The sequence below is a fragment of the Bacillus sp. PAMC26543 genome (assembly GCF_014250375.1).
GTDB lineage: Bacteria > Bacillota > Bacilli > Bacillales > Bacillaceae > Bacillus > Bacillus halotolerans.
The window spans coordinates 1,866,573-1,880,951 of record NZ_CP060193.1; the positions used below are offsets into that span (position 1 = coordinate 1,866,573).

Annotated in this window: 17 protein-coding genes; 16 read left to right on the top strand and 1 reads right to left on the bottom strand. The window is 42.7% G+C overall.

All coding sequences use genetic code 11. From position 1 onward, the window contains the following. Positions 1-25: 25 nt before the first annotated feature. The 6 genes from ypeB (at position 26) to fni (ending at position 5,549) form a co-directional block, all read left to right on the top strand. Complete coding sequence (ypeB, locus tag H7F27_RS09585) at positions 26-1,378, top strand: germination protein YpeB (RefSeq protein ID WP_024121883.1); 1,353 nt, start codon at positions 26-28, stop codon at positions 1,376-1,378. Positions 1,379-1,471: 93 nt separating this feature from the next. Further along, complete coding sequence (locus H7F27_RS09590; RefSeq protein WP_101860357.1) at positions 1,472-2,128, top strand: cyclic di-GMP receptor DgrA; 657 nt, start codon at positions 1,472-1,474, stop codon at positions 2,126-2,128. Positions 2,129-2,172: 44 nt separating this feature from the next. Beyond that, entirely contained in the window at positions 2,173-2,349 is a 177-nt protein-coding gene (locus H7F27_RS09595) for a YpfB family protein (protein ID WP_095713192.1), read from the top strand. 78 nt (positions 2,350-2,427) lie between these two features. Then, on the top strand, positions 2,428-3,102 hold the full coding sequence (cmk, locus tag H7F27_RS09600) for a (d)CMP kinase (protein WP_101860358.1): 675 nt from the start codon (positions 2,428-2,430) through the stop codon (positions 3,100-3,102). Between the two features lie 236 nt (positions 3,103-3,338). Beyond that, complete coding sequence (rpsA, locus tag H7F27_RS09605; protein ID WP_024121879.1) at positions 3,339-4,487, top strand: 30S ribosomal protein S1; 1,149 nt, start codon at positions 3,339-3,341, stop codon at positions 4,485-4,487. Between the two features lie 12 nt (positions 4,488-4,499). After that, the gene (fni, locus tag H7F27_RS09610; protein WP_101860572.1) at positions 4,500-5,549 is read left to right on the top strand and encodes a type 2 isopentenyl-diphosphate Delta-isomerase; all 1,050 of its coding nucleotides are present in this window, start codon (positions 4,500-4,502) and stop codon (positions 5,547-5,549) included. 49 nt (positions 5,550-5,598) lie between these two features. Here fni and H7F27_RS09615 read toward each other — a convergent pair whose 3' ends face one another. Continuing rightward, entirely contained in the window at positions 5,599-5,730 is a 132-nt protein-coding gene (locus H7F27_RS09615) for a YpzI family protein (protein WP_010334754.1), read from the bottom strand. A gap of 77 nt (positions 5,731-5,807) precedes the next feature. Between H7F27_RS09615 and H7F27_RS09620 the strand changes: the two genes are divergently transcribed. The 10 genes from H7F27_RS09620 (at position 5,808) to folE (ending at position 14,362) form a co-directional block, all read left to right on the top strand. Continuing rightward, positions 5,808-6,410 carry a YphA family membrane protein gene (locus tag H7F27_RS09620; protein ID WP_059336631.1) on the top strand — a complete coding sequence of 201 codons (603 nt, stop codon included), beginning with the start codon at positions 5,808-5,810 and terminating at the stop codon, positions 6,408-6,410. Next, positions 6,407-7,300 (top strand): YIEGIA family protein, encoded by an 894-nt coding sequence (locus H7F27_RS09625; RefSeq protein WP_185848870.1) that lies wholly within the window; start codon positions 6,407-6,409, stop codon positions 7,298-7,300. The genes H7F27_RS09620 and H7F27_RS09625 overlap by 4 nt, the downstream gene beginning before the upstream one ends. Continuing rightward, a complete protein-coding gene (locus H7F27_RS09630; protein ID WP_024121875.1) occupies positions 7,297-7,491 on the top strand; it encodes a capping complex subunit for YIEGIA in 195 nt (64 codons plus the stop codon). The genes H7F27_RS09625 and H7F27_RS09630 overlap by 4 nt, the downstream gene beginning before the upstream one ends. Positions 7,492-7,644: 153 nt before the next feature. After that, the gene (gene engA / locus H7F27_RS09635; protein ID WP_010334750.1) at positions 7,645-8,955 is read left to right on the top strand and encodes a ribosome biogenesis GTPase Der; all 1,311 of its coding nucleotides are present in this window, start codon (positions 7,645-7,647) and stop codon (positions 8,953-8,955) included. Between the two features lie 16 nt (positions 8,956-8,971). Next, a complete protein-coding gene (locus tag H7F27_RS09640; protein WP_101860359.1) occupies positions 8,972-10,009 on the top strand; it encodes an NAD(P)H-dependent glycerol-3-phosphate dehydrogenase in 1,038 nt (345 codons plus the stop codon). 333 nt (positions 10,010-10,342) lie between these two features. After that, on the top strand, positions 10,343-10,546 hold the full coding sequence (locus H7F27_RS09645; RefSeq protein ID WP_024121873.1) for a DUF2768 domain-containing protein: 204 nt from the start codon (positions 10,343-10,345) through the stop codon (positions 10,544-10,546). 21 nt (positions 10,547-10,567) lie between these two features. Beyond that, the gene (locus H7F27_RS09650) at positions 10,568-11,302 is read left to right on the top strand and encodes a hypothetical protein (protein ID WP_101860360.1); all 735 of its coding nucleotides are present in this window, start codon (positions 10,568-10,570) and stop codon (positions 11,300-11,302) included. Between the two features lie 182 nt (positions 11,303-11,484). Beyond that, positions 11,485-12,963 carry a stage IV sporulation protein A gene (gene spoIVA, locus H7F27_RS09655; RefSeq protein ID WP_010334746.1) on the top strand — a complete coding sequence of 493 codons (1,479 nt, stop codon included), beginning with the start codon at positions 11,485-11,487 and terminating at the stop codon, positions 12,961-12,963. Positions 12,964-13,335: 372 nt separating this feature from the next. Then, positions 13,336-13,614 carry a non-specific DNA-binding protein Hbs gene (gene hbs / locus H7F27_RS09660; RefSeq protein ID WP_003153447.1) on the top strand — a complete coding sequence of 93 codons (279 nt, stop codon included), beginning with the start codon at positions 13,336-13,338 and terminating at the stop codon, positions 13,612-13,614. A 175-nt stretch (positions 13,615-13,789) separates the two neighbouring features. Continuing rightward, positions 13,790-14,362, top strand: a complete 573-nt coding sequence (gene folE, locus H7F27_RS09665) for a GTP cyclohydrolase I FolE (RefSeq protein WP_010334745.1) — start codon at positions 13,790-13,792, stop codon at positions 14,360-14,362. The last annotated feature ends 17 nt before the right edge of the window (positions 14,363-14,379 follow it).

Sequence of the window (14,379 nt, forward strand, 5' to 3'; positions counted from 1 at the left end):
AAAGCATAAAAATGAGGTGTGATAAATGATCAGAGCTATTTTAATCGCAGTGCTCGGTATTGCAATTGTCGGTACTAGTTACTGGGGATACAAAGAGCACCAGGAAAAAGACGCTGTCCTTCTTCATGCTGAAAATAACTATCAGCGGGCGTTTCATGAGCTCACCTATCAAGTAGACCAGCTGCATGATAAAATTGGCGCAACGCTTGCCATGAACAGCAAAAAATCACTGTCCCCCGCATTGATAGATGTTTGGAGAATTACATCAGAAGCCCATAACAGTGTCAGTCAGCTGCCGCTTACATTAATGCCGTTTAACAAAACGGAAGAGCTGTTATCCAAGATCGGTGATTTCAGCTATAAAACGTCAATCAGAGATTTGGATCAAAAACCGCTCGACGAAAAAGAGTATACTTCGTTAAATAAGCTTTATCAGCAATCAGAAGATATACAAAATGAACTGCGCCACGTTCAGCACCTTGTCATGAGCAAGAACTTGCGCTGGATGGATGTAGAGATGGCGCTGGCCTCTGATGAAAAACAGAGTGATAACACGATCATCAACAGCTTTAAAACGGTTGAAAAAAATGTCGGATCCTTCGCCTCAGGAACAGATCTTGGGCCAAGTTTCACCAGCACCAAAAAAGAGGAGAAGGGTTTTGCCCATCTGAAGGGAAAAGAAATTTCTGCACAGGAAGCCAAACAAATTGCCCAACGCTTTGCACCTGATGACAATTATGCAATCAAAGTGATAAAGAGCGGAAAAAAAACAAACCGTGACGTCTACAGTATCAGTATGAAAGATCCTGATCATAAAGCAGCGATATATATGGATATTACAAAAAAAGGCGGACACCCGGTTTATTTAATCCAAAACAGAGAAGTGAAAGATCAGAAAATCAGCTTGAATGACGGATCGAATCGAGCCCTTGCTTTTCTAAAGAAAAACGGATATGAAACAAAAGATCTGGAAATCGATGAAAGTGCGCAATACGATAAAATCGGTGTATTCTCATATGTTCCAATAGAAAATAATGTCCGGATGTATCCAGAAGCCATCCGTATGAAAGTTGCCTTGGATGACGGCGAGGTTGTCGGCTTTTCAGCACGAGATTTCTTAACATCCCACAGAAAAAGAGACATACCAAAGCCGGCTATCTCTGAACAAGATGCGAAAGCAAAATTAAACAAAAGTGTAGAAGTGAGAGAAACAAGGCTTGCTGTGATCACAAATGAATTAGGACAGGAAGTATTATGCTATGAAATGCTGGGTACGATTGAAAATGATACATTCAGAATGTATATAAATGCTAATGACGGAACGGAAGAGAAAGTTGAAAAACTAAAAAATGCTGAACCTATATATAAAGACCTATAAAAACTAGGAGGAAAGGACTAAAAGTCTTTTCCTTTTTTTCATTACATGATTTAATAAAAAAGTGAGTATATTGAATGCGAAAGAGTGAAGTCAATGATAGAGATTGGGGAAACTGTACACTTAGAATACATAGAAGAAAATGATTTAAAAATAGCAAAGAGCAAAGCCGTGAGTATAGAAAACGGAGAGCTCCTGATCGCATATCCGGTTGATGTAAACACAGGAAGAACCGTGATTTTACATCATGATACTGAAGTAACGGTAGAGTTTGTCGGTAAAGACGAAGTGCCTTACCGCTTCTCAAGCCGAATTAAGGGAAAAGTGAAGGATAAGCTTCAAATGATCTGCCTTGAAGTGCCTCCTCGTGAAAAAATGAAGCGAATTCAGCGCCGGCAATATGTAAGAACTGACGCGGTATTGGATGTGCTGGTCGAGCCGGCAGATGAAAAAGACAGGTTTCAAACACTTTCGTACAATATCAGCGCCGGCGGTATTGCTTTGATTGTGACAGATGGCTATTCTTTTCAGCACGGGGATACGCTGCGCCTGTTCATCAGCCTTCAGGATGAGGAAAAAACGCATCAAATAGAGGCTGACGCGGTTGTCAGGCGTGTGTTTAATGATTCAAAATCAGGCAAACGTAAAATGACCTTGGAATATTCGGAGATTTCAGCCAGTGATCAGCAGCTCCTTCTTCAGTATTGCCTTCGCCGCCAGTTAAACAAGAGAAGAAAGGGACGATTGGAATAAACATCGGCAAACACTTCCATACTATTTGTGATGGAGGTGGGCCGATGAAGACCTTTGAACGGCTGCTGCTCAAATTATTGTTCATTCAGGCAGTGATTTTAATTGGTATCCAGTTTCTTTTTCACTATCAGCATATTGAACCTTATGTCTCAAAAGTGATTCAATATGAAGGGGTGGATAAAATGGAAGTTAATGATTGGGTAGAAACGTTCAAACATTAATTATTCATGAATTTTTCACCCTTTTTCATAAAGTTCATGATACAATCCATAGAGGAGAAAAGAGCAAGGAGAGGAATTATGGAAAAGAAATTATCGATTGCGATCGACGGCCCGGCTGCTGCGGGGAAAAGCACCGTTGCCAAAATTGTGGCTGAGAAAAAATCGTACATATATATTGATACGGGAGCGATGTATCGGGCCATTACATATGTGGCTTTACAAGAAAAAGTTGATTTGACAGATGGAGCAAAATTGGCTGAGCTGTTAAAGCAAACCGATATTGAGCTGATTACAACAAAAGAAGGACAAAAGGTGCTTGTCAACGGCACAGATGTGACTGAGGACATCAGAAAAGACGAGGTCAGCAATCAAGTCTCAATTGCTGCCAAGCACAGAAGCGTCAGGGAAGAAATGGTGAAACGCCAGCAGCAGCTCGGGGAAAAAGGCGGCGTTGTCATGGACGGACGTGATATCGGAACTCATGTGCTTCCAAATGCCGAAGTGAAGATCTTTCTTTTGGCATCTGTTGAAGAGAGAGCGAAACGCCGTTATGAAGAAAATGTAAAAAAAGGCTACGATGCCAACTACGAAACATTAATTGAGGAAATTGCAAGAAGAGATAAACTCGATTCAGAGCGCGAAGTTTCTCCGCTTCGAAAAGCAGATGACGCGCTTGAAATCGACACGACTTCTCTCTCCATTCAGGAAGTTGCTGAAAAAATCCTTGATGTAGTGGAGCAAAAGTCCCGCTGATACCGGCGGAGGCCACTTTTTTTGAATTTTTCAACAAAGAAAGAATGTTATTGCTTGACAAACCTGTCCTTTTATTAGAAGTTAATACTAATAAAACTTTTTATTGATCATTCAAAATCTTTTTTGGATGATTCTTTAATACATATTCGGCTAAAAGCGGACATGCATGATACGTGTTCAGCTTTCAAACCGTTTTTAATTAAGCTGTGTAGGTTTGGACCAAGGAGGTTATTCAAATGACAGAGGAAATGAATCAAATTGATGTTCAAGTACCAGAGGTTGGAGATGTAGTAAAAGGGATTGTGACAAAGGTAGAGGACAAGCATGTGGATGTTGAAATTATCAATGTCAAACAGTCCGGTATTATTCCAATCAGTGAATTATCAAGTCTTCATGTAGAGAAAGCATCGGATGTCGTAAAAGTAGACGACGAGCTTGACCTGAAAGTAACAAAAGTGGAAGACGATGCTTTGATTTTATCTAAACGTGCTGTTGATGCAGACCGCGCTTGGGAAGACCTTGAGAAAAAATTTGAAACAAAAGAAGTGTTTGAAGCTGAAGTGAAAGATGTCGTAAAAGGCGGTCTAGTCGTTGATATCGGCGTTCGAGGCTTTATTCCGGCATCACTTGTAGAAGCGCATTTTGTAGAAGATTTTACCGACTATAAAGGAAAAACACTGTCTCTGCTCGTAGTAGAGCTTGACCGTGATAAAAACCGCGTCATCCTTTCACACCGTGCGGTTGTTGAAAGTGAGCAGGCGAATAAAAAACAAGACCTTCTTCAGTCTCTAGAAGTTGGAAGTGTGCTCGATGGTAAAGTGCAGCGCCTGACTGACTTTGGCGCGTTTGTTGATATCGGCGGTATCGACGGGCTTGTGCACATTTCACAGCTTTCCCACTCCCACGTTGAAAAGCCGTCTGATGTTGTGGAAGAGGGACAGGAAGTGAAAGTGAAAGTATTATCGGTTGACCGGGATAATGAGCGTATTTCTTTATCTATTAAAGAAACTCTGCCTGGGCCTTGGAGCCAAATTGGCGAGAAGGTCAAGCCGGGTGATGTGCTTGAAGGAAAGGTTCAGCGCCTCGTGAGCTTCGGTGCGTTTGTTGAAATTCTTCCTGGCGTAGAAGGTCTCGTTCATATTTCTCAAATTTCTAATAAACACATCGGCACGCCGCATGAAGTCCTTGAAGAAGGACAGACTGTAAAAGTGAAGGTTCTTGATGTGAATGAAAATGAAGAGCGCATTTCATTAAGCATGCGTGAGCTTGAAGAAGCTCCTAAAGCCGATCAAGAGGATTACCGCCAATATCAGGCGAAGGAAGAAACAAGCACTGGCTTCCAGCTTGGAGATCTGATCGGAGATAAGCTTAATAAACTAAAATAATTGGTGATAAACGTGACTCGAGCAGAACGGAAAAGAGAACACATCAATCATGCCCTGTCTACCGGCCAAAAGCGGGAGACGGGTCTTGATGATATTACGTTTGTTCATGTCAGTCTGCCCGATCTTGCATTAGAACAAGTAGATATTTCCACAAAAATCGGCGAACTTTCAAGCAGTTCGCCGATTTTTATCAATGCAATGACTGGCGGCGGCGGACAACTTACATATGAAATTAATAAGGCGCTTGCTAGAGCAGCTCGTATAGCTGATATTCCTCTCGCTGTCGGCTCACAAATGTCGGCGTTAAAAGACCCGTCTGAACGCTATTCGTATGAAATCGTCCGAAAGGAAAATCCGAATGGGCTGATTTTTGCCAACTTGGGCAGTGAGGCGACAGCTCGTCAGGCGAAGGAAGCTGTCGAAATGATTGAGGCGGATGCGTTGCAGATTCACCTGAATGTGATTCAGGAAATTGTCATGCCTGAAGGCGACAGAAGCTTTAGCGGCGCTCTTTCCCGTATTGAACAGATCTGCAGCGAAATCAAAGTGCCTGTCATAATAAAAGAAGTAGGCTTCGGAATGAGCAAAGAATCAGCAAGAAAGCTGTATGAAGCTGGTGCGGCAGCTGTTGATATCGGCGGTTACGGAGGGACAAATTTCTCGAAAATAGAAAATCTCCGAAGACAGCGGAAGATCACTTTTTTCAACTCATGGGGGATTTCAACAGCAGCGAGCCTGGCGGAAATCCGCTCTGAGTTTCCCGGTAAAACAACGATTGCGTCCGGCGGCCTTCAAAATGCGCTTGATGTCGCGAAGGCGATAGCTCTTGGGGCTTCCTGTACCGGAATGGCAGGGCACTTCTTAAAAGCGCTGACTGAAAAAGGCGAAGAAGGGCTGCTTGAAGAGATTCAGCTGATCCTAGAGGAATTAAAAATGATTATGACTGTGCTTGGCACCAGTACGATTTCTGATTTGCAAAGGGCTCCTCTTGTCATAAAAGGTGAGACTCATCACTGGCTGACTGAGAGAGGCATTCATACTTCCAATTACAATGTGCGTTGACAGCTGTATAAGAAAAGCCCAAAACGGTGTGAGTTTTGGGCTTTTTGTATTATGATTTACGCTTTTTAAATTTGCCGTTTTGTTCAAGGCTGGTGGCTCCGTCATAGTGAATCGATTGGTCCCGGTCTGATTCCACTCTGCCCGAAGCCTTGAGTTTTTTCTCCTGTCTGTCTTTTCCCATGATCATTCTCCTTTACGTGAAGCGGTTTGTTTAAAAAAAGTGTTTAGACTCCATACTGGGAGTATGGAGGAAGCGAAATGGAACAATTTTATTATTATTGGTCAATGTGGTTTTTGTGGGTGCTGACAACCTTTATTCTTGGAAAGACGAAAAGGCGCTTTGCCGTCTCAGTATTTATTTTGACTAATATCATCTTAAGCATACATCACTTTACTTTATATTTTTCTCTGAATGCGGCGTACGTGATGTTTCTCGTTTGCGGGTGCGTCTATGCCGGATATTTAGGGATGTATAAACGATTTCGCTATATCATGGTGCACCTGACGCTTGTTTCCGGGTATGCGTTTGTTTATCTTTTTGCATTATATGATCCGGTTTGGTTCATCATAAAACCTGAGTGGACCGCTGTTGTATTATGTGTGCTTTTGACTGCTTCTGTTGAAAGGGATTTTCAGATGCAGCTTGCCTTATATGTTCTAGGAATGTGCCAAGGTGAACTGGTGTATTCTTTTGTCATTCAACAATTGGCAGGGCATACGGCTGTCGGAGGTTTTCAATGGCTTAACGCGTGCTCTGCAGGAACGATATTGCTGTTTGGCATATCAAAGTATGAACAGCTCGCCAGTCAAATTGGCCAGAGAGGCAAAAGATCAAACAAAGGAGCTACTAAAATGTCATGAGTGATTACATCTATCCGATTATTGCGGGGGTCGTAGCAGGAGTCGCCACAAGGCTGTATATGCTGAAAACAGATTACCGTCAGTATCCGACCTATATTCACGGAAAAGTCATTCATATTGCACTTGGGCTTATTGCGGCAGGGTTAGGGGCCATTATTATGCCTGCGCTATTACAGGAGGAGTTTACGGCCATCACGTTTTTGACACTTGCAGCCACTCAATTCAGAGATGTCAGAAATATGGAGCGGAATACGCTGACACAAATGGATTCGTACGAACTTGTCTCAAGAGGAAGCACATATATTGAAGGAATCGCCATTGCGTTTGAAAGCAGAAATTATATCGTAATTTTTACTGCTCTTTTGACAACATCGGCGTACGTGTTTTTCTCAATCTGGGCTGCTGTCATCACCGCTGTTGTTTGTTTTTTGTTGGCAATGAAATTTATGTCCGGCAGTGTATTGAAAGATATTGTGGATATTGAGTACATAGAGCCTCACTTCGAAGGGCCGGGTCTGTTTATAGATAATATTTATATGATGAACATCGGACTTCCGGAGAAACAGGAGCTGATTTTAAAGCATGGAATGGGGTTTATTTTAACCCCTAAAAATTTTAATTCAGCTGCAACCATTGCCAACCTGGGTCAGCGCCAGGCCATTTTATTTGATGTCTCCAATGTGCTGGGGGTGTATCGGGACTCAGGAGAGCCGTCCCTGACGCCAATCGCGAAAAGGGATCTTAATGACGGAAGAGTGGGCGTTTTTGTCCTGCCGCAAATTCATCACCCGGAAACAGCTGTTCAGATTATCAGTAATGTTCCGACCTTGGAAAACGCGATCAGAATGCCTACGGAATTTATCAAAAAACAGGATAAGGTGATAGGATGAGTGAATCGCTGACGAAAGTGATTTTGTCTGTTATCACGACAAACCGGAACCGTGCTTCAGGAGGGACACCCATCTTTTTTTGTAATGACCAAAAAGAGATGGAGCTTTTCGCTAAAAACCTTGAGGCGATCCTTGACGGAATTGCCCATAGAATTGGGGAAGATGTTTATTTGATCGTGAAACATTTTTAAGAATAGTTGTGATCCCAGTAAAAACTGATATAATAAATGAGTTAAGCCCTTCCTCTGAAGGGTTTCTTTTCATAAAAGTGAATGAGATGATTTAAATAACCGGTTGAGAATTTATGTAAAAATGAAAGCGGCTGGATCGAAAGGAAGGGTACTATGGGTAAACCTGTCGTAGCCATTGTCGGGAGACCGAATGTAGGAAAATCCACAATCTTTAACCGGATTGCGGGTGAAAGAATTTCAATAGTGGAAGATACCCCTGGTGTGACAAGGGATCGGATATACAGCTCGGCTGAATGGCTGAATTATGATTTTAATTTGATTGATACGGGCGGTATTGATATCGGTGATGAGCCGTTTCTAACACAGATACGCGAGCAGGCCGAAATCGCCATGGATGAAGCGGATGTCATTATTTTTATGGTGAATGGCCGTGAAGGTGTGACTGCTGCTGATGAAGAAGTAGCGAAAATTTTGTACCGCACGAAAAAGCCTGTTGTTTTAGCGGTAAATAAACTGGATAACACAGAAATGAGAGCGAATATTTATGATTTTTATTCGCTGGGCTTTGGTGAACCGTATCCGGTTTCAGGAACACACGGGCTGGGACTCGGAGATTTACTGGATGCCGCAGCGGAGCATTTTAAAAATATCCCTGAAACAAAATACGATGATGAAGTCGTTCAATTTTGCCTGATCGGACGCCCGAATGTAGGAAAGTCTTCTCTGGTAAACGCGATACTTGGCGAAGATCGTGTCATTGTGAGTAATGTGGCGGGAACAACAAGAGATGCCGTTGATACAACTTTTACTTATAACCAGCAGGATTTTGTCATTGTAGACACTGCCGGCATGAGAAAAAAAGGTAAAGTGTATGAAACGACTGAAAAGTACAGCGTGCTGCGGGCGCTGAAAGCCATCGACCGCTCTGAAGTTGTTGCGGTGGTGCTTGACGGCGAGGAAGGCATTATCGAACAGGACAAGCGAATCGCGGGTTATGCACATGAAGCAGGCAAGGCTGTCGTGATCGTAGTGAATAAATGGGATGCTGTTGACAAAGATGAAAGCACGATGAAAGAATTTGAACAAAATATCCGCGACCACTTTCAATTTCTTGACTATGCACCGATTCTGTTCATGTCAGCATTAACGACAAAACGGATTCATACGCTCATGCCTGCAATCATTAAAGCAAGTGAAAATCACTCACTTCGTGTCCAGACGAATGTTTTAAATGACATCATTATGGATGCTGTGGCAATGAATCCGACACCGACTCATAACGGGTCGCGCTTGAAAATTTATTATGCGACTCAAGTTGCGGTGAAGCCGCCGAGTTTTGTTGTGTTTGTAAACGATCCGGAACTGATGCATTTTTCATACGAACGATTTTTAGAAAACCGAATCAGAGACGCGTTCGGTTTTGAGGGGACACCAATCAAAATATTTGCAAGAGCTAGAAAATAAAAAGGTGTGAATCAAAATGAAAAAAGTAACAATGCTTGGAGCAGGGAGCTGGGGAACCGCGCTGGCTTTGGTTTTAACCGATAACGGAAATGAAGTATGCGTTTGGGCTCACCGTGCAGAGTTAATACATCAAATCAATGAGCTGCATGAGAATAAAGACTATTTGCCAAATGTTAAGCTGCCTACAACTATGAAAGGGACAACCAATATGAAAGAAGCTGTGTCAGACGCAGATTTCATCATAGTTGCTGTTCCGACCAAAGCGATTCGGGAAGTGTTGAGACAGGCAGTGCCTTTTATGACGAATAAAGCAGTTTTTGTTCATGTGAGTAAGGGGATAGAGCCGGATTCGCTCCTGCGTATTTCTGAAATTATGGAATTTGAGCTCCCGAGTGATGTCAGAAAGGACATTGTCGTGCTCTCCGGGCCGAGCCATGCTGAAGAAGTAGGACTCCGGCATCCGACAACCGTCACTTCCTCTTCAAAGAGCATGCAGGCGGCAGAAGAGGTGCAGGATCTGTTTATAAACCACAATTTTCGGGTGTACACAAATCCTGACGTTATCGGTGTAGAAATCGGAGGCGCTCTGAAAAATATTATCGCCCTTGCTGCTGGCATCACAGACGGCTTAGGATACGGCGATAATGCCAAAGCTGCTTTGATTACGCGGGGTCTTGCTGAAATTGCGAGACTCGGCACAAAAATGGGCGGGAATCCGCTAACGTTTTCCGGATTGACAGGTGTCGGAGACCTGATTGTTACGTGCACAAGTGTTCACTCCAGAAACTGGCGTGCCGGTAATTTACTCGGAAAAGGGTACAAGCTTGAGGACGTTCTCGAAGAAATGGGAATGGTCGTTGAGGGAGTGCGCACGACAAAAGCGGCTTACCAGCTTTCAGAAAAATATCAGGTGCAAATGCCGATTACAGAAGCCCTTCATCAAGTTCTGTTTAATGGACAAAAGGTAGAAACCGCTGTTGAATCCTTAATGGCGAGAGGGAAAACCCACGAGATGGAGGACTTGGTGAATACATTTGATAACCAAGTTAAATAGTGTCAACGGAATAGAAATCCGCATATTCTAATTGCACGAAAGCCCGAAACACAGAAGAATACCCATGCCTTGGGATCTCCTGAAACATTTTGCCGATTTAGGCAAGAGAGGATGCATCTGTATGCAAAGTCGCATACTATAGCATCGAAGTCCAAGAGAGTGTTTCTTAAACGTAGGTGAATATAGTCAATTTGACTGAAGCAAAGTCCCCCTCTTTGCTTCAGTTTTTTTATTCTATCAAAGGATGGAAAATCTGGTTGATCTTTTCAAGCGCTGTATATTAAAATAAAATGTAACGCTTACAAAACAAATGTCGGAGGGGGCGCGGGTCATTTGAGTCTGGCATTGATCAAAATGTGGTTTGCCCTTGGTTCCATGGGGCTGATGTTTCTGGCCGTAGCATGCATCTATTTAAGCCGTTTTAAATGCCGAAACCGTTTTCTGAAGATTGCGGTTTCATCGTTTGCTTACATGTGTGTATTGATTTCAGGAATTATTGTATTTGTGGTGGTATTCAGCGGCCCTGTTAATGAATAAAGCTGTAAAAGGAAGTGCTGTATGGGTAAACTGAAGTGCGCTATGATTTTTGTAGCAGTGATTTTCTTATCTGGATGTTTATATCCACATGAGCGGAAAAGCAGTGTACAAGCCACTCCATATCAGGACCAATTAAAGCTGGTTCAATCAGCCGTTGATGAATTTCAAAAGGCAAACGGAGGACTGCTTCCGATTCAAACAAAAGATATGTCAACACCGCTTTATCAAAAATATCCGATAGATTTTAACCGTTTAGCGCCGAGATATATGGCTGAACCTCCAAGCACGGCATATGAAAGCGGCGGAGACTATCAATACGTGCTTGTCGATGTAGAGAATAATCCGACTGTTAAACTGATTGATGTAAAGATGGCGGAAAAAATACGTGATATCAAATTACGCGTTCAAATGTACCGCCAAGAGCATAAATATCCGCCATATCAGAATGTATTAGCGCGTGACTTGTTTACGCTTGATGGGAAAAAACTAGGGGAAGCTGACTCTCTTTCTGTCACAAGCCCAATCTCAGGAAACTCCCTGCCGCTTATGATTGACGGAGACGGAGAAATTCATGCCGACTATCGGACAGAGCTCGTTTCCTGTCTCAAAAAAAGCAAAAAAACTTTTAAACCCGGCACGGAAATACAGGACATAATATGGGAAGAGACGCCTTTCGTCCCCGCATTTTCAGTGAAATATACCGTTAATGACAAACAAGAACCTGTTTTTTTAGAAAATGATATAAAAAAGGAATGAACCTTTCTCCCTTGCATACAAATAGGGAGAAAGGTTTTTTTATACTTTAATAGATTAAGGATGGAAAATTTTCTAAAGATGTCATATTGAAATAGGACAACGTCATACACATATAGTGTCCTGTGTTTGATTGAAAAAGGTTAATAAAATTGATAAGGATAGGAAGTCCGGGAGGGGATCACTTGGAAAAGGTCGATATTTTCAAGGATATCGCTGAACGAACAGGAGGCGATATATACTTAGGAGTCGTTGGTGCTGTCCGTACAGGGAAATCTACGTTTATTAAGAAATTTATGGAGCTTGTGGTGCTCCCGAATATCAGTAATGAAGCAGACCGGGCACGTGCGCAGGATGAACTGCCTCAAAGCGCAGCCGGAAAAACGATTATGACTACAGAGCCTAAATTTGTTCCGAATCAGGCGATGTCTGTTCATGTATCAGACGGACTCGATGTCAATATAAGATTAGTAGATTGTGTAGGCTACACAGTGCCGGGTGCAAAAGGATACGAGGATGAAAACGGCCCGCGGATGATTAATACACCTTGGTACGAAGAACCGATCCCATTTCATGAGGCTGCTGAAATCGGAACGCGGAAGGTGATTCAAGAACATTCGACCATCGGAGTGGTTATTACGACAGACGGCACGATTGGTGATATCGCCAGAAGTGACTATATAGAGGCAGAAGAAAGAGTCATTGAAGAGCTGAAAGAAGTCGGAAAACCCTTTATTATGGTCATTAACTCAGTAAAACCGTATCACCCGGAGACAGAGGCGATGCGCCAGGATTTAAGCGAAAAATACGATATCCCTGTTTTGGCAATGAGCGTAGAAAGTATGCGGGAAAACGATGTACTGAATGTTCTCAGAGAGGCTCTTTATGAGTTTCCTGTGCTTGAAGTAAATGTAAATCTTCCAAGCTGGGTCATGGTGCTGAAAGAAAACCATTGGCTGCGCGAGAGCTATCAGGAATCAGTGAAGGAAACTGTTAAGGATATTAAACGGCTCCGTGATGTCGACAGGGTTGTCGGTCAATTCAGCGAGTTTGAGTTTATTGAAAGTGCCGGATTAGCCGGGATTGAGCTCGGCCAAGGGGTTGCAGAAATTGATTTGTATGCGCCCGACCATTTATATGATCAAATCCTAAAAGAAGTGGTAGGCGTTGAAATCAGGGGCAGAGACCACCTGCTTGAGCTGATGCAGGATTTTGCCCATGCAAAAACGGAATATGACCAGGTGTCCGACGCTTTAAAAATGGTCAAACAGACGGGATACGGCATTGCAGCGCCTGCTTTAACTGACATGAGTCTGGATGAGCCGGAAATTATACGGCAAGGCTCCAGATTCGGCGTAAGATTGAAAGCTGTCGCACCGTCAATCCATATGATCAAAGTGGATGTCGAAAGCGAATTTGCGCCGATTATCGGAACTGAAAAACAAAGCGAGGAACTGGTGCGTTACTTAATGCAGGACTTTGAGGATGATCCGCTTTCAATTTGGAACTCTGACATTTTTGGAAGATCGCTCAGCTCTATCGTGAGAGAAGGGATTCAGGCTAAGCTGTCACTGATGCCTGAAAACGCACGATATAAATTAAAAGAAACATTAGAAAGAATCATAAACGAAGGATCAGGCGGCTTAATCGCCATTATCCTGTAATGCGGGGAGACCTCTTTATAGAATAGGAGGTCTTTTTTCTTTGCTCTTAATATTGGAAAAGGATCAAGGAATAGGATGAAAAAAGGAAAAAAAGGAATATTTGTTCGATAAATCACGTTAAATCCTTGACGAGCAAGGGGTTGACGCTTTAAAATGCTTGATATGGCTTTTTATATGTGTTACTCTACATACAGAAATTCTTCACTCTGATGGACAAACATTCCTTGGAGTGCAGTTTTTCTTAAAAGCCGTTTAATTGTCTTTCTCTTGCTTGTCTGATTTTTTTCTCAGGCAGGTTTAGAATCAGACTGAACTGTGAAGAAATGATAATAAACGAACTGAGCTTATTCCTTTTGGGAGGAGGTGAAAGGCATGAACAAAACAGAACTTATTAATGCGGTTGCGGAAGCAAGCGAATTGTCTAAAAAAGACGCGACAAAAGCAGTTGACTCTGTTTTTGATACGATCTTAGATGCACTTAAAAACGGTGATAAAATCCAACTGATCGGTTTTGGTAACTTCGAGGTGCGTGAACGTTCTGCACGTAAAGGACGCAACCCTCAAACAGGTGAAGAAATCGAAATTCCAGCAAGCAAAGTACCTGCTTTCAAACCAGGTAAAGCGCTTAAAGACGCAGTTGCCGGAAAATAATTGTGAATATAGATCGTGTATGCATCTAGATTACATACACTTTATTTCTTCACAGAAAAGCCCCTTCTTAAGGGGCTTTTCATTTTTTTAGGAGCGTGTGCATTCACTTTGCTTTTAGCGGGGCATGTGTGCTAGAATCGAAATTAAATGTATTCATTGGTGGAGGACACAGAACATGAAAGAAGTTAATAAAGAACAAATCGAACAAGCTGTTCGTCAAATTTTAGAAGCGATCGGAGAGGACCCAAACAGAGAAGGGCTTCTTGATACTCCGAAACGAGTCGCAAAGATGTATGCCGAAGTATTCTCCGGCTTGAATGAAGATCCAAAAGAACATTTCCAGACTATCTTCGGTGAAGACCATGAGGAGCTTGTTCTAGTAAAAGATATCGCGTTTCATTCTATGTGTGAGCATCACCTTGTTCCTTTTTACGGAAAAGCACATGTTGCATATATACCGCGGGGCGGAAAAGTCACAGGGCTCAGCAAATTGGCGCGTGCTGTTGAGGCAGTTGCAAAGCGTCCGCAGCTTCAGGAGCGCATCACTTCTACAATTGCAGAAAGCATCGTAGAAACGCTTGATCCGCATGGCGTAATGGTTGTTGTTGAAGCAGAGCATATGTGCATGACAATGCGGGGCGTAAGAAAGCCGGGCGCCAAAACAGTCACTTCAGCTGTCAGAGGCATTTTCAAAGATGATGCTGCTGCACGTTCAGAAGTATTGGAACATATTAAACGCCAGGACTAATAAAGATAGAGGGTGCT